This window comes from Oceanobacillus aidingensis (assembly GCF_042654105.1).
Taxonomy (GTDB): Bacteria; Bacillota; Bacilli; order Bacillales; family Amphibacillaceae; genus Oceanobacillus; species Oceanobacillus oncorhynchi.
The window spans coordinates 111,790-129,758 of the sequence record NZ_JBHSFT010000011.1; the positions used below are offsets into that span (position 1 = coordinate 111,790).

At 39.4% G+C, this 17,969-nt stretch carries 15 protein-coding genes; 12 read left to right on the forward strand and 3 right to left on the reverse strand.

What is annotated here, in order from left to right:
• Nucleotides 1–52: 52 nt before the first annotated feature.
• Nucleotides 53–337, forward strand: a complete 285-nt coding sequence (locus ACFO3P_RS08430) for a hypothetical protein (RefSeq protein ID WP_289584424.1) — start codon at nt 53–55, stop codon at nt 335–337.
• 57 nt (nt 338–394) lie between these two features.
• On the opposite strand, the gene ACFO3P_RS08435 is transcribed toward ACFO3P_RS08430, so the two are convergent.
• On the reverse strand, nt 395–1,255 hold the full coding sequence (locus tag ACFO3P_RS08435) for a CvfB family protein (RefSeq protein WP_289584423.1): 861 nt from the start codon (nt 1,253–1,255) through the stop codon (nt 395–397).
• A gap of 998 nt (nt 1,256–2,253) precedes the next feature.
• Between ACFO3P_RS08435 and ACFO3P_RS08440 the strand changes: the two genes are divergently transcribed.
• A complete protein-coding gene (locus ACFO3P_RS08440) occupies nt 2,254–3,150 on the forward strand; it encodes an AEC family transporter (protein WP_042530080.1) in 897 nt (298 codons plus the stop codon).
• Between the two features lie 31 nt (nt 3,151–3,181).
• On the forward strand, nt 3,182–3,838 hold the full coding sequence (locus tag ACFO3P_RS08445; RefSeq protein ID WP_042530082.1) for an HAD family hydrolase: 657 nt from the start codon (nt 3,182–3,184) through the stop codon (nt 3,836–3,838).
• Between the two features lie 105 nt (nt 3,839–3,943).
• Here the strand turns inward: ACFO3P_RS08445 and ytaF are convergent, their stop codons facing one another.
• Nucleotides 3,944–4,579 (reverse strand): sporulation membrane protein YtaF, encoded by a 636-nt coding sequence (ytaF, locus tag ACFO3P_RS08450; protein ID WP_042530084.1) that lies wholly within the window; start codon nt 4,577–4,579, stop codon nt 3,944–3,946.
• Between the two features lie 260 nt (nt 4,580–4,839).
• Between ytaF and ACFO3P_RS08455 the strand changes: the two genes are divergently transcribed.
• The 4 genes from ACFO3P_RS08455 (at nt 4,840) to ACFO3P_RS08470 (ending at nt 10,636) form a co-directional block, all read left to right on the forward strand.
• Nucleotides 4,840–7,005 (forward strand): DNA topoisomerase III, encoded by a 2,166-nt coding sequence (locus ACFO3P_RS08455; RefSeq protein WP_042530086.1) that lies wholly within the window; start codon nt 4,840–4,842, stop codon nt 7,003–7,005.
• A gap of 209 nt (nt 7,006–7,214) precedes the next feature.
• On the forward strand, nt 7,215–8,075 hold the full coding sequence (glcT, locus tag ACFO3P_RS08460; RefSeq protein WP_212928335.1) for a glucose PTS transporter transcription antiterminator GlcT: 861 nt from the start codon (nt 7,215–7,217) through the stop codon (nt 8,073–8,075).
• Between the two features lie 156 nt (nt 8,076–8,231).
• Nucleotides 8,232–10,271 (forward strand): glucose-specific PTS transporter subunit IIBC, encoded by a 2,040-nt coding sequence (ptsG, locus tag ACFO3P_RS08465; protein WP_212928334.1) that lies wholly within the window; start codon nt 8,232–8,234, stop codon nt 10,269–10,271.
• Nucleotides 10,272–10,396: 125 nt separating this feature from the next.
• Nucleotides 10,397–10,636 carry an indolepyruvate ferredoxin oxidoreductase subunit alpha gene (locus ACFO3P_RS08470; protein WP_042530092.1) on the forward strand — a complete coding sequence of 80 codons (240 nt, stop codon included), beginning with the start codon at nt 10,397–10,399 and terminating at the stop codon, nt 10,634–10,636.
• A 193-nt stretch (nt 10,637–10,829) separates the two neighbouring features.
• Here the strand turns inward: ACFO3P_RS08470 and ACFO3P_RS08475 are convergent, their stop codons facing one another.
• The gene (locus ACFO3P_RS08475) at nt 10,830–10,976 is read right to left on the reverse strand and encodes a hypothetical protein (RefSeq protein ID WP_193064245.1); all 147 of its coding nucleotides are present in this window, start codon (nt 10,974–10,976) and stop codon (nt 10,830–10,832) included.
• A 334-nt stretch (nt 10,977–11,310) separates the two neighbouring features.
• Between ACFO3P_RS08475 and ACFO3P_RS08480 the strand changes: the two genes are divergently transcribed.
• From ACFO3P_RS08480 to ACFO3P_RS08500, 5 genes are all read left to right on the forward strand, one after another.
• Entirely contained in the window at nt 11,311–12,063 is a 753-nt protein-coding gene (locus ACFO3P_RS08480) for an SDR family oxidoreductase (protein WP_379542358.1), read from the forward strand.
• Between the two features lie 319 nt (nt 12,064–12,382).
• Entirely contained in the window at nt 12,383–13,366 is a 984-nt protein-coding gene (locus ACFO3P_RS08485) for a LacI family DNA-binding transcriptional regulator (protein ID WP_212928332.1), read from the forward strand.
• A gap of 209 nt (nt 13,367–13,575) precedes the next feature.
• Nucleotides 13,576–14,877 carry an ABC transporter substrate-binding protein gene (locus ACFO3P_RS08490; protein WP_212928331.1) on the forward strand — a complete coding sequence of 434 codons (1,302 nt, stop codon included), beginning with the start codon at nt 13,576–13,578 and terminating at the stop codon, nt 14,875–14,877.
• A 251-nt stretch (nt 14,878–15,128) separates the two neighbouring features.
• The gene (locus tag ACFO3P_RS08495) at nt 15,129–16,451 is read left to right on the forward strand and encodes an ABC transporter substrate-binding protein (protein ID WP_212928330.1); all 1,323 of its coding nucleotides are present in this window, start codon (nt 15,129–15,131) and stop codon (nt 16,449–16,451) included.
• A gap of 144 nt (nt 16,452–16,595) precedes the next feature.
• Complete coding sequence (locus ACFO3P_RS08500) at nt 16,596–17,867, forward strand: carbohydrate ABC transporter permease (protein ID WP_256706336.1); 1,272 nt, start codon at nt 16,596–16,598, stop codon at nt 17,865–17,867.
• Nucleotides 17,868–17,969 lie beyond the last annotated feature (102 nt).

Genomic DNA, 17,969 nt, shown 5'->3' on the forward strand with positions numbered 1-17,969 from the left:
TCTTCAATTGTAGACTAAAAGTAGTGTAATTAATTAATGGCGGGGTGAGGAAATGGTAGAAGCAGTTATCACATTTGGAGCTATTTTAACAGCGATTACAGCACTTATCAGTATTTTTCTCGTTAGAATGACTTCCAAAGAATCCCATGCTGGTTATTATCCAAATCTATTCTTGGCACTTGTGGGAATTTTATTGATTCTTGTAGCATCAATCGCACCAAAAGTTGATTTTGCAGGAGCTGGATTTGGCGGAATTGGAATTGCTTGTATGTTTGCGGGAGCAATTGGATTCATTATATCAGCAGTTCTGGACGCTTACAAAAGTGTAGAAGCTTAAAAATAAAAGCAATGTCTGTTCGAAAAAGCAGACATTGCTTTTATTTTTATGACTGGATTATTCCACTTTAATGATTTGTTCATTTTCCTGTTTGATTTGTCCCCGCTTTAATAATGTTCCTACTGCACGTTTAAAAGCAGATTTACTGATTTGAAATGTGGCCCGGATTTCTTCGGGGTCGCTTTTATCATGAAAAGGGATGGCGCCGTTATTCGCTTCCAGATGCTTTAAAATAGCATCTGCATCATCGGATAAACTATCCTGCTTCAGCGGGCGGAGAGAGACATTAATGGATCCGTCTTCTTTCACGGCAATCACTCTTCCTTCAACCACCTGTCCGACGCGAGGTTCCATTTTTCGCTCTGTTCGATGGATAAAACCGCGATAGCCTTCACTGGTGATGATCGCTGCCCCTTCTTTATTCGTATAATAAACAGTGCCGATAACCGTCTGCTGGTTCAGCTGTTCCGGTGCGGCAAAGACATTATTCGCAATAATATTTTCAGATGCAGGTACTCCCAACAGGCGTCCTTTTTTATCAAGCTGCAGCGTGATATATAAACGATCTCCGGAACGCGGCCAGCTTTCCTGGAATAAAGGCAGGGAGTCTTTGGAAACAAGAATATCCTTCGAGGTGCCGATGTTGACGAAAACACCTAAACGGGGAAGAACACCCACAACCTCCGCCCAATCATATAATCCAAGCGTGACAGAGGGTAAATATGTAGTGGCATTTACCTGTTCTTTTTTATTTACATAGAGGAAGACATCAACAGATTGGTCCAGCTCTAAGACGGATTGTGCTTCGTTATGATGAAGCAGCACTTCTTCTCCATAAGCAGATAAAACATATCCAGTATCTATTTTTCGTAAAACGGTCATGGCTATAATGGAACCGATTGGCAAGTCTGTCGGCATATTAGATGCTCCTTTCAAAAATATGTGAAATTTGGAAAAGGGATACTCTCTTTAAAGAGTACCCCTTTATGATTAAAGTAACACGTGATATCAAAATTAATTTTAAGTTGGAACATAAAATTCAGGAGAAATTAAATCCATTCCTAAATCATATGATTCGTTTATTTGTCCTGACTCAGTTAGATTTGCTGAGCCATCTATCCGTATAACGCTTACGGAATGTCCGCGGTAAATATTCTAAAATCATCTTTTCTAACTTAAGCAATGCAGCCCCAAACCTTCTGCTGCATCCTTGCGGCCCCTTAGCCGCGCCAGTGTGAATAAGCATTTACAAAAAGCTTCACAGAATGCCAAATCACAACTGTTACTTCTTAACTTTACTAGTATGTACGTTTTCTTTTGATTTGTCAACTTTTTTTAGTTTACGAGGATTTTCTTAAGGAATGATAACTAAATATTTAAGTTGAAATTAATATTAATAGCTACCGCTACAGAAAAACACTACGCTTTCCGTGGGCCCCGAGCTCATCTCCTTTAAAGAAGACTTGCTGATTGGCAAGCCGTCAGGCGCAGACAGAAGCAAAGTCGCACTTATGCCCCGCGGGTAGAAAAAAAGTTCGCTTTTTTTCTGCGGGGTCTTCCCTCCGCGCTTTCCCACGATGGACAGGACGTCCTAGTGTCGGTCGTTGGTCACAGGACGTGACCGTTCTTAGCCGACCAGGAGTCTCCGTGTTTTTCTTCTGGGACTGGGACTGCGATTACTCGTCCCACCGAAAACCATTGCGATTACTCGCCCCATCAAAAACCGTCGCTAGTTACTGTTTTCAATCATTGTTTCGCCATTTTTATATGAAAATAAAAGTGTAATTTCTTACTTCAATTTATATAGAAACTTTATTTTGAAGGGAATTTACAGCTGATGACAGTTTGGCATAAAAATAGAGTTGACGCCATATGATACACTTGAATTAATTGAAAAAAAGCGTGGAGATGTACATATGTTATTATTTATTGAAGTTATTTTACCGATTATGGCTGTTTTTGCAACTGGATTTATCCTGCAGCGTATCCGTGTGTTGGATGTGCGGTCGGTGTCTGCTGTCTGTTTATATATTCTTTCACCGGCACTTGTTTTTGTAACGTTGTATGATGCAGAATTTGATTCTGGATTTTTAGTGATTCTCATTTATATGTTTGCCTTATTTTATGTCATGGTATTTATTAATAAAATGCTGGCAAAAATTTTTGGCTGGGACGGGAATAAAGAGAGTGCTGCCATTCTTTCAACTGGCTTTATGAATTCGGGGAATTATGGTCTGCCGGTAGTTTTATATAGTATCGGCAATGCGGCAGTGCCTTATGCCATTTTTATCATGGTAGTTCAATCCCTGCAGAATAATTTCTTTGGCATTTACTATGCATCCAGAAGTACGAGCGGGATGCGGAGAGCATTTATGAATATCTTAAAAATGCCGACAACCTATGCGGCGATATTAGCCTTTTTCTTTTCGCTGCAATCTATTACAATACCAGATTATATCCATTCTACGATTGAAATGGTCGGAGACGCCGCTATTCCGGTGATGATGATTATGCTCGGTATGCAGCTGGGATCATTAACAGCATTAAAGATAGATTGGCAGGTTGTGCTTTCTTCCGTTACCTTAAAAATGATTGCTGCACCGATTCTGGCAGCCATCTTTGTCTGGCTTGTGCCGATGGACCCGTTAATCGGGACAGTATTGATTATTATTTCTGCCATGCCGACAGCCGCAACAACCACGATGTATGCCATTGAATTTGATACGGAGCCGGAGCTTGTATCAACGATTACGTTTATCTCGACGGTGGTCAGTATTGTTACGGTTACGATTCTATTAAATATTATTACTTAAAAAAGAAAGACGTTGGTGAAGGAGGAAATTCATGATAAAAGGTGTTATTTTTGATTTCGACGGGCTTATCTTAGACACAGAAACTGCTTGGTATCATGCTTTTAAAAAAGTGCTGCAATCACAATTTCAGTTTGAACTCCCGCTGGAGGAATTTGTGAAAAGTGTTGGTTCAGATGACAAACAGTTTTATCCTTATTTGCAAAAGGAATTAGGAAATCAGCTGAATATAGAGGATATTCAGTATCAGGCTGCAGCGCTTCACACGCAATATATCAGAAATGAAAAAGCCAGAGAAGGCGTGGCCGAGTATCTTCGGGATGCAAAGGATGCAGGGCTGGGCGTTGCGCTGGCAACCAGCTCAGATACTTCATGGGCAACATCGCATTTAAAGCATTTAAATCTGCTTTCTTATTTTGATTATGTAGTGACAAAGGATATGGTAGACAGAGTTAAACCAGCACCGGATTTATTTTTAAAAGCACTTGAAAAATTAGAATTGGAATCTCATGAAGCAATTGTTTTTGAGGATTCTTTAAATGGGCTTATCGCTGCACAGGAAATAAATATTCCAACCGTTATCGTTCCGAATCCTGTAACGGCTTCCCTGCCTTTTGAAAATTATCATTTAAAACTAAATTCGATGATGGATATGCCTTTACAGGAAGTAATCCATTCTTTAAATAAATAAGTGTGATGGAATAATAAAACGATAAAAATCCACCGTATCATGAATGTATTTATACGGTGGATTTCTTTTCTTCCAAAAGGTTGCCCTAATGCAACATTTAATGTTTTAAGAACCGCTGAAGATATTCCAGCACCCCAGCGTAATCAGAAATACAGATGGTAAAAAAGATAAACGCTGTAAGGCAGGTATTCTCCATAAATAACTTCCGAACATGATTCCGCTAAATAAAAACAATCCACTCATGCCGGCTGTTAATAACGCGGTAATCAACGGGGAGTATCCAAGCATCGCAGCGCCGATTCCGGCACCGAATGCATCGAGAGCTAAAGCGAAACCTAATAGAATGGATTCGTTAATAGAGATAATACCTGACTTATCTAAATCGGCTTCTTTTGGACGAGTGAGCACCGTTTTCATATTTTCAAATTTAACATTGGAGGAAGCGTGATCTCCGTTTTTGGCTGCTTCCGTTTCTCGTGAGCGAAACATGGAAATAAGGGAGAAGACACCTAAAAAGATAAGAATACCTCCGCCAAGCATGCTGGCTCCCTGAGGAGAAATAAAGGAACGTAAGAAATCGCCTACCTCCATCGATAGAAAGACAATCAAACCGGAGCAGAACATAATAACAAATAAAGAGAGAAGAGGCACTTTGATTTGCCGCATCCCATAGGTTATTCCTACACTAAATCCATCCAGACTTACCGCAATAACGAGTAAAAGCATACCTGTATATATCATACGTAACATCCTCTTTCTAATAGTGCATGCTCAAAAAAGTCAACTAAAGCGTTCATTGCTTATTATTCGGGGGTTTTTTGAACATCCTCTAATAAGTAGAAGTAAAAGCTTCAAAAAAGAGTATGAAGCCATGTCATTCCTGTAATTTTTGTGTATGATATTCTATGTTTTTGGGTGCAATGTGTGCCTTGGGTGAACGTATTAGAAGGAAATATGTTAAAGTAGTATCAGACTAGAAATCGATAAAATGAGGGATAGATATGAGTAAGACAGTGGTATTAGCAGAAAAGCCGTCTGTAGGCAGAGATATAGCAAGAGTCCTCGGATGTAACAAAAAAGGAAATGGTTATCAAGAGGGAAAACAGTATATTGTGACATGGGCATTGGGACATTTAGTTACATTAGCAGATCCCGAAACGTACGACCCTAAGTATAAAACATGGAATATGGAAGATTTGCCGATGCTTCCGGAGCATTTGAAATTAGTGGTCATGAAGAAGACGGGCAAGCAATTTCAAGCGGTGAAGCAGCAAATGTCACGTCAGGATGTAGGAGACATTGTGATTGCCACTGATGCCGGGAGAGAGGGGGAGCTCGTTGCCAGATGGATTATTGAAAAAGCGCGTGTTAAGAAGCCGGTACAGCGTTTGTGGATCAGCTCGGTTACGGATAAAGCAATCAAGGATGGCTTTCGAAATTTAAAGCCTGGAAATCAGTATTGGAATCTGTATCAATCTGCGGTAGCGCGTTCGGAAGCGGATTGGTATGTTGGATTAAATGCAACAAGAGCTTTAACCACCAAGCATAATGCTTCCTTATCCAGCGGCCGCGTCCAGACGCCGACGCTGGAAATGATTGCGATGCGTGAACAGGAAATCAATCAATTCAAGCCAAAAACCTATTATCAGCTGCAGGGAAAAACAAAAGGCGGGTTTGCCGTTACGTGGAAGGACAAAAAGAACCAGTCCCGTATTTTCTCGAAAGAAGCAGCGGATAAATTAAAGGCAAAGGTATCGAAGGAAAAAGCATTTATTCAGCATGTGGATAAAAAGCATAAGAAAAAACATGCACCAACCTTATATGACTTAACGGATTTACAGCGGGATGCCAACCGGATTTATCAATTTTCCGGAAAACAAACCCTATCTGTCCTGCAGAAATTATATGAGCAGCACAAGCTTGTCACTTATCCGCGAACAGATTCAAGGCATCTGTCAACGGATATGGTCTCTACATTAAAAGAACGTGTAAGGGCATGTGGTGTGGATGAATATGCGAAAGCAGCGAATAAAATTTTAAAAGATGATTTACGCACTGGCAAAGCTATTGTGGATAACAGCAAGGTAACCGATCACCATGCGATTATCCCAACAGAAGAAACAGTGGATTATAGTGCGCTGTCTAATCAGGAGCGGAAAATTTATCAGCTGATTGTTCAACGTTTCTTAGGAGCACTTTCCAAGCCGTATGAATATGAACAAACAAGTATTACGGTAGAAGCTGCCGGAGAAATCTTTGAAGCAAAAGGAAACAGAGTTGTTGCTTTAGGCTGGAAGGAGATTTATCAGCATCAAGCAGACGATGAAGAAGAGATTCGTTCCAATGTCCCTCAAGTAACAAAAGGGGAGGAAATGGCGCTCAGCTTTACTATCAAAGAAGGGCAGACGACACCGCCGGAACGATTTACAGAGGGAAGCCTCCTGCAGGCAATGGAAAACCCGACAAAATATATGGAAACGAAAAAACAAGAGCTTGTGAAAACAATGAAGCAGACTGGCGGTATTGGAACAGTTGCTACACGTGCGGATATTATTGAAAAGCTGTTCAATAATCAATATATGGAGCTGAAAGGAAAGTATATTTATCTGACCTCAACCGGCAGACAATTACTAGAATTAGCACCAGAAAAGCTCCGTTCTCCTATTTTAACGGCAGAATGGGAACAAAAATTAGCACAGATCGCAGAAGGCAAGCTGAAAAAGGATGTCTTTTTAAAGGAAATTAAGACATATACCAAACAGGCAGTCCAAGAAATAAAAGCAAGTGAGGAAAAGTTCAAGCATGATAATATGACAGGGACAAAATGCCCGAAATGCGGCAAGCTGATGCTGGAAGTGAAAAACAAGCACGGGAAACGACTCGTCTGTCAGGACCGCAGCTGCGGCGGGAAAAAGAATATCGCAAAGTATACGAATGCCCGCTGTCCTAATTGCCATAAGCGTCTAGAGCTCCGTGGTGAGGGAGAAGGTCAGATGTTTACGTGCTCCTGCGGTCACCGTGAAAAACTTTCCACCTTCCAAGCGAGAAAAGAGAAGGAAAAGAATCAGAAGGTGTCTAAAAAAGATGTTAATAAGTATATGAAAAAGCAGGATGATTTTAAAAATAACGCACTTGCGGATGCGCTTGCGAAATTAAAAGATAAATAAGGCAGTGAAGTCCCCGTATGAAAAACGGGGGCTTTTCTGCTGGAAAAGTAAAACGCAGAGAAAAGAGAAGCAGGAAATCTGACGAAGCAGCAGTAATATGTGCCTGAATAAAAAGACCGTATTTCCTGAAAAATCCATAATTTGCAGTTTGATTTAAGTGTTATATAATAGGAAGAAGAGACGGCTAAAATGTAGAAGGGATGATTGATATGGATGCCTTTTCTGTAATCAAATCACTCAATAACAATGTTCTTATTGCCGAAGATATGAATCAAAATGAAGTTATCCTTATCGGGAAGGGCATCGGATTTGCTAAAAAGAAGCGAGATCTCATTGAATCCAAAACCGTGGAGAAGCTGTTTGTTCTTCGGGATAGAGAGGAACAGGAAAATTATAAAAAAATAATTGACAATATCGATGAAAAAACACTGCAGAGTATTGTGGATTCGATAGAAATAATCAAAAAACGCATCAATACATTCACGGATGAGCATACGCTGGTTGCGTTGACCGATCATATTATTTTCGCGATTGCCCGTTTGCAGCAGGGGTTAGAAATTCGTAATCCATTTTTAGCAGAGACGAAGGTGCTCTATCCATTTGAATATGAAATTGCCTCCGAAATTGTAGAATATATGAATCAATTTTTACCAGTTCATTTGCCGGAGGGAGAAATTGGTTTTGTTGCATTACACGTTCATAGTGCAATGGAGGGAACAGCACTAAATGAAATCAACCGGTATTCACAGCTTGTATCTAATTTAATCAAGATAATCGAGGATCAGCTCTATATAACACTAGATAGAGACAGTATGGATTATGTCCGTTTTGTCAGACATCTCCGGTACACAATAGAACGGGTTTTAAATGGGGACAAGGTAGAGGAGCCGCGAAAAATGGCAGACCTGCTAAAAGAAGAATATCCCGTGTTTTATAATTTGTCCTGGAAGCTGATTAAAATTATGCAGCAGACGTTAAAAAAACCTGTTTATGATGCGGAATCTGTCTATTTGACAATTCATTTGCAGCGGCTGCACGAAAACATCCAGCTAAAATCAAAAACGAATTAATTTATTTCGCACTTATACGTGTGACTGATTCGATCAGGCATGAGTAGGAATACTTAGATAACGGCGGGTACAGTATTTCTGTATCCATAAGCGCTATCCTTGTGTTTTTACTGATGTCTTTTTTATTGTCGGAAAGAAACGAAAGAGGTGATTGAGATGTTCAAAAAAACGTTTGGAGGTCTTCAAAAAGTCGGCAGAGCGCTTATGCTGCCGGTAGCACTCTTGCCGGCGGCAGGTCTTTTGCTTGGATTTGGCAATGCTGCCCAGCAGCATACCATGCTTGGCTATCTTCCTTTTTTGGAAGCGGATTGGATTCAGCTGACTGCAACGGTAATGGAAGACGCCGGCGGTATTATATTTGATAATTTGCCGCTGCTTTTTGCGATTGGTGTGGCGATAGGGCTGGCAAGTGACGGTACGGCCGGTCTTGCTGCGCTGGTAGGTTATTTGGTGATGAATCAGGTAATGGGTTCGTTTATGCAGGTAACCCCAGAATTGATAGCGGAGGATCCCGGATTTGCAAGCGTGCTTGGAATAGGAACCTTACAGACCGGTGTATTTGGTGGAATTATTGCCGGGGTGATAGCTGCCTATTGTTTTAACCGGTTTCATCATATGGAGATGCCATCCTACTTAGGATTCTTTGCAGGAAAACGGTTTGTCCCCATCGTGACTGCAGCTGTTTCCTTCCTTGCCGGCATTTTATTAATGTTTATCTGGCCGACAATCCAATATATCATGAACAGCGCTTCCTATTGGCTGATTGAAGAAGGTACATATATTGCTGTATTTATGTTTGGGTTTATTAAACGTCTATTGATTCCTTTTGGACTGCATCATATTTTTCACTCTCCTTTTTGGTATGAATTTGGCACATATACCAACCTTGCCGGTGAAATCATTCGTGGAGATATGACGATATTCTTTGCGCAATTAAGAGATAATGCAGAGATTACGGCAGGGAATTTTATGGCCGGGGAATTTCCGATTATGATGTTCGGGTTGCCTGCTGCAGCACTTGCGATGTATCATACGGCACGACCGGAGAATAAAAAACTGGTTGCGGGACTGCTGGCTTCAGGAGCTTTAACGTCCTTCCTAACAGGAATTACCGAACCGCTTGAGTTTTCATTCTTATTTGTATCGCCATTCCTGTTCTTTATTCACGCTGTGTTAGATGGATTATCCTTTGTATTGATGACATGGTTCAGTGTCAATGTCGGTTATACCTTCTCTGGAGGAGCTATAGACTTTGTGCTGTTCGGTGTTTTGCCGAATCAGGAATCATGGTGGATAGCGATCATAGTCGGGCTTCTGTTTGCTATCCTTTATTACTTCTTATTCCGCTTTTTTATTAAGAAATTTAATCTGATGACACCGGGAAGAGAAAAAGCGGTGGAATCAAATGAGAGCGGAGAGCAAAGAAAGCCTGCTGATTTAGCTTATCATGTACTGGAGGCAATGGGCGGACGAGAAAATATTACGCATTTGGATGCTTGTATCACGCGATTACGGGCATCAGTAAATTCGATTCAACATGTTGATAAGCATCAGCTAAAACAGCTTGGAGCTACAGGTATACAAGAGGTAGGGGATAATATCCAAGCTATTTTCGGACCGCGTTCGGAAATTATTAAAGGACAAATGCAAGATATCATATCTGGGAGAACGCCTAGACCAGCATTAGACAGTTCGAGTTTATATACTGTGGATGAAATAAATCTTCAAAGACAGCATCCTGATAGTGTGGAAGGGATTGCTTCTCCTCTAAGCGGAAAACTCATTCCGCTTTCAAATGTTCCTGATCAACTATTTTCCAGCAGGATGATGGGAGACGGCTTTGCAGTTGAGCCGTCAGATGGAATCGTTGTTTCTCCGGTAAATGGAAGAGTCAGTAACATCTTTCCTACCAAGCATGCAATTAGTCTGGAATCGGAAACAGGTAAAGAAATCATGATTCATATCGGAATCGATACCGTGCATCTCAAAGGAGAAGGATTTGACATATTTGTAAAAGAAGGCGAAGAAGTGGGAACAGGCCAGCCTTTATTAAATGCAGACTTAGAATATATCGATAAAAATGCCAAGTCAACGATTACACCAATTATCTTTACCAATCTGGAAGATGGCCGGCAAATCGAATTACTGAAAAGGGAAGGATATGCTGGAGAAAAAGGGATTATTGAAATCAAATAATGTGAAAGCTTTATTTTTTCACAGAAAATACACATAAATAAAGGTGAAACAGTTTACTTCATTCTTTAAAAGAATTATCATTTAAGGTGAACCATGTTTATTCATGTAAGGAGGGTTTTCTTTCCATGGCTTTTGTTATTCTTGATCCATGCAGAGGAGAAAAAGCAGGAGAATGCGTCAGTGTTTGCCCTGTTGATTGTATAGAAGAAGGACTCAAGCAATTTTATATTGATCCGGATATTTGCATTGATTGCGGCGCATGCAAAGCAGTTTGCCCCGTATCTGCAATCGAAGAGGAGTATGATTTGACTCCAGATCAAGAGAAGTATTTAGAAGAAGCAGAAGAATTTTTTGCGAATCGGTAGGTACTTTTGATTGGAGCGCGTTATAAAAATAGCCCGTCTGTTTTAAAAGCAGACGGGCTATTTTGGTATGTTCTGACCGAACTAATAGAATGTTCAAAGGGTTGTTCGAAATATAAAATATAGAGTAATGAAAAATACTAATGATACTCTTGAAAATCAACCCAGGAAAGCCTAATTTTTATCGATGCACCTGTTATTCATCTTCAGAGATTTCTTGTACTTCCTCAGCCAATTTACTGGCAATCCAGCGTTTTGCCGTTTCTTCGTCGATTTCATATTCTTTGCCGGCACGTAGTAAATCTCCGTGGTAGGCAGTTTGTACGTTCATTTTTACTTTCATGGGGATGCTCCTTCTGATGGGTTGTTTTCTTCTATGATATCATAGAAGGAAGTTAATGTGTTTAGGTGCATAGTTATGTGCTTCAAATTTTTACAAACGTGGAATGGGTACGATATTACTTGATATGTTAAAAATACTTTTGTACGTAACTTTTGGGTTTTTAAATACCGATATTTGGTAATTCGATTAAGAATCTCTACCGACAGAGTTCTTTCTGTTCTTTGGAGGAAAAGATTCCCTTTACGTTAATTTTCATGCAAACTGAAAGGATGAAATAGAGTTTATTTAGAAAGAAAGTGCAAATAGCTCGATACTAAAATAAAGGAGAATACTTATGTCTCATAGACTAAACGGAAAAGTGGCATTGGTTACAGGAGCTTCAAGAGGACTTGGGAAACATATAAGTAAAACGTTAGCAGATGCAGGAGCTACAGTCATCGTGAACTATGCGAATAATTACAAAAATGCGCAAGATATGGTTGATTTTATTGCATCCGATGGAGGAAGAGCGATAGCCATTCAAGGTGATGTACGGGATGAAGAATCAGTAGAAAAGCTGATAAAACAGGCAGAAGAAAAAACACAAGGAAGTATTGATATATTGGTTAATAACGCTACTGGTCCCCAGCCTGTATTATCAATTGAAGAACTTACATGGCAAGATTATTTAGCGCAACTCGAATTCTTTGTAAAAGCGCCGTTATTATTAACAAAGGCTGTCCTGCCAGGGATGAAAGAAAAAAAGAATGGTCGAATTATAAATATCGGAAGTGAAGTAGTTCAGTTAGGTACTCCTAATCATTCAAACTATGTCATGGCCAAGGCTGCCCAGCTAGGGTTGACACGCTCTTGGGCAAATGAACTTGGTTCTTTTAGTATTACTGTTAATATGATTAACCCTGGGTTTATACCGGTTGAACGACATGAAGCAGAAGATACGAGTGAATATCGGAGTGGAGTTCCACTTGGCAGAATGGGAGTCCCTCAAGATATAGGAAATGCTGTTTTATTTCTTGCCTCAGACGCAGGGAATTTCATCACTGGTCAATCGTTATCTGTAAATGGAGGGAATACGTTAGGGATATAAGAGAGAAGCGAGCGGTTGCACAATCAATTATCTGATTGTGCAACCGCTTTTTGAATCTAAAAGAAATAATCAAAATTTGCATGATAAAGCTTTCTGTTTCATTAGAAAATATTAGGTGATACTCTCAAAAATTATTGCTGAGATGTAAATTCAAAAATCGACTCATCCTCATATAAAACAGTTTTCTATTGCTTTTATCGAATTATGTATTATGATAAAAATACAATGTAAAGGATTACATTTAGTTCGATTACTTTTTTAGAGAGGTGATGCAGCTTATAAAAAAGGTATATTTATATGTTGAAAAGGGGGGATTATATTGCCGACAATTCAGGATGTTGCCAAACATGCAGGGGTGTCCGTTGCTACTGTATCGCGAGTATTAAACAATCCTTCATCGGTTGCAGAATTAACACGCAAGAAAGTCGAACAATCCATCCGGGAATTGGATTATTCACCAAATATCTTAGGCCGGAATTTACGGAACGCGGAAAGTAAGATGTTATTAGTGTTATTACCTAAGATATCTAACCAATTTTATTTGAAAATTGTAGAAGGGATAGAAGAAAAAGCACTTGAGTATGGTTATAATATTCTGCTTTGTCAAACGCATTCTAAATTGGAAAGGGAAAAAGTATATTTTGATTTATTAAAAAATCAACTGGCTGTGGGCGCGATTACGATGGATCCAACAATTGACCGTCAAGTATTGGTTAATATGGCAAAAAGGTATCCATTTGTACAATGCAGTGAATATGTAAGTTCGAAAAATTTGCCTTATGTAACAATAGATAGTGAATTAGCAGCTTATCAAGTAACAAAATATTTATTAAAACAGGGGCATCAGCGAATAGGACTCATAAATGTCAGCGAGTCATTTCTATACGCGAGGGATAGAAAAAAAGGATATCTTCGAGCGTTAAAAGAATTTCATATTGAACCGGAAGAAGACTGGTTCTATTCTGCCAACGATGTGTCACTTGAATCGGGACAGCAGGTGATGCGTTCTATATTGAATAAGAACAAGGATCTTACAGCAGTGTTTGCTGTTTCAGATATGTTAGCTATTGGAGCATTGAAAGAATTAAATACCAGAGGGATTGATGTCCCAAATGAGATGGCAGTAGTGGGATTTGATAAGATTGAATTTACCAGCATGACATATCCTTCTTTAACTACCGTTGCACAGCCGATGTATAAAATGGGAGAGATATCGGTGGACATGCTGATAAAAAAAATACAGGGCGAAGAGGTAGAAGATATAATCTTAGAGCATGAACTTATTATAAGAGAGTCAACCTGATTAGAGATGTACCTATTGTTACAACAGAGAGGGGTTTTATTTTATCTGACTCTACCTATTACTAGCTAAGCACATGAACTAATAGCTGATTTAATCCAAAGTAAAGACTGAAAATTTAAAAAGAAACAATTGACCGGGAAGAACATTCTGCTATAATAAATGTAATCGATTTCATAGAGGGTCGACTAATAAAAAGAGGAGGATTTCTAATGCCGCAGATAAAGAAAATATTGCTGTTTGGAGTATTATATTTATTAGTTATTTTTATGGTTGCATGTAGTGGAGATAATGGTTCCGAGACAGACAGTAATGAAGGAAATGAAAGCGCTTCCGGTGAACGGGTAACGATTGTCTATGCGACAGGTGTAGATACAACAGGTGCCACGGAAAGTCAAATTGAAGCATTTGAACAAGAATACCCGCATATTAACGTGGAGTATCGTGAAATGCCGGCCGATACAGGCCAGCAGCATGATCAATATGTAACGATGTTTGGTTCTCAGAGTTCGGAAGTGGATGTATATAATGGAGATATTATTTGGGCAGCGGAGTTTGCTCAAGCCAACTATGCCTTGGAGTTAGATCGTTTTATAGAAGCAGACAGCTTTAATTTAGATAATCACTTTGATGGTCCCATTCAAGCAGGTAATTACAATGGCAGACAGTGGGCATTGCCGATATATATGAATGCTTCCTTTCTTTATTACCGTACAGATATAACAGATACACCGCCTGCGACTTGGGATGAATTGATTGAGCAAGCGGAAGAAATGCAAGGAGAAGAAGGAACAGAATTTGGTTATTTAATGCAAGGCTCTCAGTATGAAGGGATGGTAACCAATTTTATTGAAATTATCGCTTCTTATGGGGGAAGCGTTATCGATGAAAATAATAATGTAGTCATTAATAGTCCTGAAACAATTAAAGGCTTAGAAAAATTTGCAGAAATTGCACAATCTGATTTTGTACCAGGGAATATCTTGAATTTTCAAGAGATTGAAACAGAAAATGCATGGATTGCAGGGGATGCTGTATTTGCCCGTAATTGGACATATATGCAGTCTTCATCCAATGACGAAGCACGTTCAGAAGTCGCAGGAAATGTAGACATTGCACCTATTCCTGCAGGTGATGAGGGAAGCACTTCAGCATTAGGCGGATGGATGGCAATGATTAATCGATATTCTGAACATCCAGAAGAATCCTGGGAATTAGTAAAGTTCCTGGCAAGTGAAGAAGGTCAAAAAATTGGAGCAGTAGAAGGCGCACGTGCCCCAACTGTAGAATCCCTGTATAATGATCCAGAGGTACAGGAAGCTGGACCATTATTTTCAAATCCAAGTTTCGTAGAAGGCTTAAGTGTGGCTGTGCCGCGTCCGGTATCCCCGATTTATCCAGAGATATCTGAAATTATTCAAATTGAGGTTTCTCGAGTATTAACAGGAGAACAGACGGCTGAAGAAGCGGTAGAAAATATGGAAGCACAATTGGAAGCAGCTTTAGAAGAGTAATGATAGGCAAGGTGGATAAGTAGTGAAAGGTTGTTCATCTTGCTTTTTATTTAAGTATATTTTTTATGAAAAAAAGCGTCTGTTACATCTACTGATATCATTTAATTGAACTTTTTTATTTGAAAAATATAGTAGAAACAAGTAATAACTGAAAATTTTTAAAGAAACGATTGACTGGAAGGAACATTCTGCTATAATAAATGTAATCGATTTCAAAGAGTGGTCGATTAACAAAAAGAGGAGGGTCTGTAATGCCACAGGTAAAGAAATTGTTATTGTTTGGAGTATTATTTTTATTAGTTGCTTTTATGGCTGCGTGTGGTGGAGATGGCGGTTCAGGGACAGATGATTCGGAAGCAGAAAGTAATGGAGAAAATGAAAGCGCTTCCGAAGACGGTGAGCAAGTAACGATTGTTTATGCTACAGGTGTGGATACGACTGGTAAAGTAGAAGCACAAATTGAAGAATTTGAGGAATTAAATCCAAATATTAAAGTTGATTATCGTGAAATGCCTTCAGATACAGGACAACAGCATGATCAATATGTAACCATGTTTAGTTCGCAAAGCTCTGAGATCGACGTGTTTAACGGTGACAGCATTTGGCCGGCTGAATTTGCTCAGGCAAACTATGCATTAGAATTAGACCGTTTCATTGAAGCAGACGGCATTGATTTAGAAGAGCACTTTGAAGGACCGATTCAAGCAGGTAATTTTAATGGCAGGCAATGGGCACTTCCATTATTTATTGACGCATCCTTCCTCTATTATCGTACAGATGTAACGGAAGAACCGCCAGCTACTTGGGATGAATTAATCGAACAAGCTGGTGAACTGCAAGGTGAAGGAGATACAGAGTTTGGTTATCTATTACAAGCATCTCAATATGAAGGCTTGGTGACAAACTTTGTTGAAATCATTGCTTCTTATGGCGGTGAAGTTATTAATGAAGATAATGAAGTAGTGGTAAATAGTCCTGAAACAATTAAAGGTTTAGAGAAATTAGCAGAAATAGTACAATCTGATTTTGTACCAGGTAATATCTTGAATTTCCAAGAGATCGAAACAGAAAATGCTTGGATTGCAGGAGATGCTGTATTTGCCCGTAACTGGCCATATATGCAATCTTCTTCCAATGATGAAGAGCGTTCTGAAGTTGTCGATAACGTACAAATCGCTCCATTACCTGCCGGTGATGAAGGAAGTGCTTCGGCATTAGGAGGCTGGACAGCAATGATTAATCGTTATACAGAGCATCCAGAAGAGTCTTGGGAATTAGTAAAATATTTAGCTGGTGAACAAGGTCAAAAAACAGGAGCAATTGTAGGAAATCACGCTCCAACTATCGAAGCGCTTTATGATGATCCAGAAGTACAAGAAGCTGCCCCTTTATTCCAAAATCCAGAATTTGTTGAGGGACTTAGTGCAGCTGTTCCACGACCAGTATCACCGATTTACCCTGAAATTTCCGATATCATTCAAATTCAGGTTTCACAAGTGCTGACTGGTGATCAAACAGCTGAACAAGCTGCAGAGAACATGCAGACACAAATCGAAAATGCTATGGAAGAATAAAGCTTTCTAAAGAGGTGAGCAAGATGAGCGCTTTGAATTTCATCTTGCTCTTTCTATTAAGTACATCAAAATGTGTGCTTAACGGAAAGGGAGGGGAAAAATGTGAAGAAATTTCATTTGAATGAAAAGCGGCTGGGTTATTTGATGATACTTCCATCTATCATACTTGTCGTATTAATTACATTGTGGCCAGTTGCCCAGTCCTTTTATAATAGTTTATTTGATTATCGCTTAAATGATCCGACAAGATCGGAGCGGATGTTAAGTGCCAATATGGATTTGGAACGCTATGTGGATAATTACTTTTATATCGACAGTCAGCTTAGCAATTTAGAAGGCAGTGCTGATGGTGATGATATAGCGGCTATTCAACAGGCTAGAGAAACAATTGAAGGTTTCCATAGTGAATTGGCATCAGATAGTGAAATCAGTGCAAAAATGGAACAAATTGATGAGATGCTGATGAATTTCGAGCCGATTTCCGACAGCGATTTGAAATATGCAAAATTGGATAATGATTTTGCCGAAGATTATCGCACTGCTTTGAGTTCTCTCTCAGAAGAACTGCAGGTGATGGCTGCAGAGGCAGACAATGAGGATTTAGCACAGAATTATGAACAGACAAGCTCCTTAATTGAGGCTACCAGCACAAATATTTTGGAATCTAATTTTATTGGCTTCTCTAATTATGCTAAATATCTTCAAGATGGCCGAATGTGGAAATCATTAAGTAATACGATGATATTTACGATTGCTTCTGTTGCTTTTGAGCTTGTATTAGGTTTGGCTGTTGCCTTATTAATTAACCGTACCTTCAGCGGCCGCGGAATTGTACGTGCCTCCGTGTTAATTCCTTGGGCAATTCCGACTGCAGTAGGCGCGATGATGTGGGGCTTCTTATTAGATGGTCAAACGGGTGTTATAGCGCATTACTTTAATGAATGGAATCTGATACCCAATTCATCTTGGCTGCTGTCTACATCATCTGGCGGGATGTTCTCGATTATTTTTGCCGATGTGTGGAAAACGACACCTTACATGGCATTATTGCTCTTAGCTGGACTGCAGACCATACCGAATTCCTTATACGAAGCAAGTAATGTAGATGGGGCCAACAAATTTCAACAATTCTTTAAGATTACACTGCCATTGTTGAAATCTTCTATTCTAGTTGCTTTATTATTTAGAACACTTGATGCCTTCCGGGTATTCGATCTTATCTATGTACTAACTGGCGGAGGACCAGCGAATGCTACCGAATCTATTTCGATATACGCATACATAACCTTGTTCTCGCAACAGAACTTTGGGGAAGGTTCCGTATTATCGGTTATTGTATTCTTAGCTGTAGCATTGATTAGCTTTATTTATGTACGCTTAATTGGTTCAGATTTATTCGCAGGACGTACGAAATAGAAAGACTAACTATATAAAGTCAAGTGAGAAATAAAAGAGATGGTTTTAGAGTTGAATAATGATTTTACAGAAATGAAAGCACACGAAATAAACCTGAGAAAA

Coding starts and splice junctions, on each gene's coding strand:
- ACFO3P_RS08435 (WP_289584423.1), bottom strand. CDS start 1,255: ATGCCGACAGACTTGCCAATCGGTTCCATTATAGCCATGACCGTTTTA.
- ACFO3P_RS08445 (WP_042530082.1), top strand. CDS start 3,182: ATGATAAAAGGTGTTATTTTTGATTTCGACGGGCTTATCTTAGACACA.
- ACFO3P_RS08490 (WP_212928331.1), top strand. CDS start 13,576: ATGCCGCAGATAAAGAAAATATTGCTGTTTGGAGTATTATATTTATTA.
- ACFO3P_RS08495 (WP_212928330.1), top strand. CDS start 15,129: ATGCCACAGGTAAAGAAATTGTTATTGTTTGGAGTATTATTTTTATTA.
- ACFO3P_RS08430 (WP_289584424.1), top strand. CDS start 53: ATGGTAGAAGCAGTTATCACATTTGGAGCTATTTTAACAGCGATTACA.
- ptsG (WP_212928334.1), top strand. CDS start 8,232: ATGTTCAAAAAAACGTTTGGAGGTCTTCAAAAAGTCGGCAGAGCGCTT.
- ACFO3P_RS08455 (WP_042530086.1), top strand. CDS start 4,840: ATGAGTAAGACAGTGGTATTAGCAGAAAAGCCGTCTGTAGGCAGAGAT.
- ACFO3P_RS08500 (WP_256706336.1), top strand. CDS start 16,596: ATGATACTTCCATCTATCATACTTGTCGTATTAATTACATTGTGGCCA.
- ACFO3P_RS08480 (WP_379542358.1), top strand. CDS start 11,311: ATGTCTCATAGACTAAACGGAAAAGTGGCATTGGTTACAGGAGCTTCA.
- ytaF (WP_042530084.1), bottom strand. CDS start 4,579: ATGATATATACAGGTATGCTTTTACTCGTTATTGCGGTAAGTCTGGAT.
- ACFO3P_RS08440 (WP_042530080.1), top strand. CDS start 2,254: ATGTTATTATTTATTGAAGTTATTTTACCGATTATGGCTGTTTTTGCA.
- glcT (WP_212928335.1), top strand. CDS start 7,215: ATGGATGCCTTTTCTGTAATCAAATCACTCAATAACAATGTTCTTATT.
- ACFO3P_RS08470 (WP_042530092.1), top strand. CDS start 10,397: ATGGCTTTTGTTATTCTTGATCCATGCAGAGGAGAAAAAGCAGGAGAA.
- ACFO3P_RS08475 (WP_193064245.1), bottom strand. CDS start 10,976: ATGAAAGTAAAAATGAACGTACAAACTGCCTACCACGGAGATTTACTA.